The organism is Pseudomonas sp. 1D4 (assembly GCF_001728925.1).
GTDB lineage: Bacteria > Pseudomonadota > Gammaproteobacteria > Pseudomonadales > Pseudomonadaceae > Metapseudomonas > Metapseudomonas otitidis.
The window spans coordinates 1-638 of record NZ_LXJQ01000130.1 but is presented as its reverse complement, the minus strand read 5'-3'; the positions used below and the strand labels follow the sequence as shown (position 1 = coordinate 638).

The window sequence follows — 638 nt, the reverse complement described above, 5'->3', positions numbered from 1 at the left end:
CTGCGCCTCTGGCAACCCGAGCCCCCTGCCGTAAAGCGCCTGAAAGCCCTGGTACGGCGCTTGGATGACCTGCGCGAAATCGAACAGATGGAGCACAACCGTCTGGAAGTGGCCGATGCCAACGTGAAGGCCTCGATCGAGTCGGTGCTGGAACACATCGGGCAAGAGATCAAAGAGACTCTCAAAGCGATCAACAAGCACATCGACAACGACCCGGACCTACGCTGCAAGCGCGACCTGCTGACCAGTATCGACGGAGTCGCCGACAAGACCGCCGCCCTGCTCCTGGCGGAACTGGGCGACCCGCAGCGCTTTGCCAACAGCCGCGCCATCACCGCCTTTGCCGGGCTCAATCCACGGCTGCAGGAGTCCGGGAGCTACCGAGGGCAGACGCGCATCTCCAAGATGGGCTCATCGCGCCTGAGAGCAGGCCTGTACATGCCCGCGATCAGCGCCCTGACATACAACGAAGCGATCAGAGCCATGGGCGAACGGCTAAGAGAGAGGGGCAAGACCGGCAAGCAGATCGTCTGCGCAGCGATGCGCAAGCTGCTGAACATCGCCTATGGCGTCTTGAAATCGGGCCAGCCGTTTGATGCAAAACTGGCCCTTGCTCACTAGAAATCAAGACGGTATCT

1 protein-coding gene is annotated in these 638 nt (G+C 61.0%); it reads left to right on the top strand.

The window, feature by feature from the left end; all coding sequences use genetic code 11:
• Positions 1 to 621: transposase (locus tag A7D27_RS26875; protein ID WP_218188499.1), on the top strand; the 621-nt coding region annotated here is incomplete at its 5' end.
• Between the last annotated feature and the right edge of the window lie 17 nt (positions 622 to 638).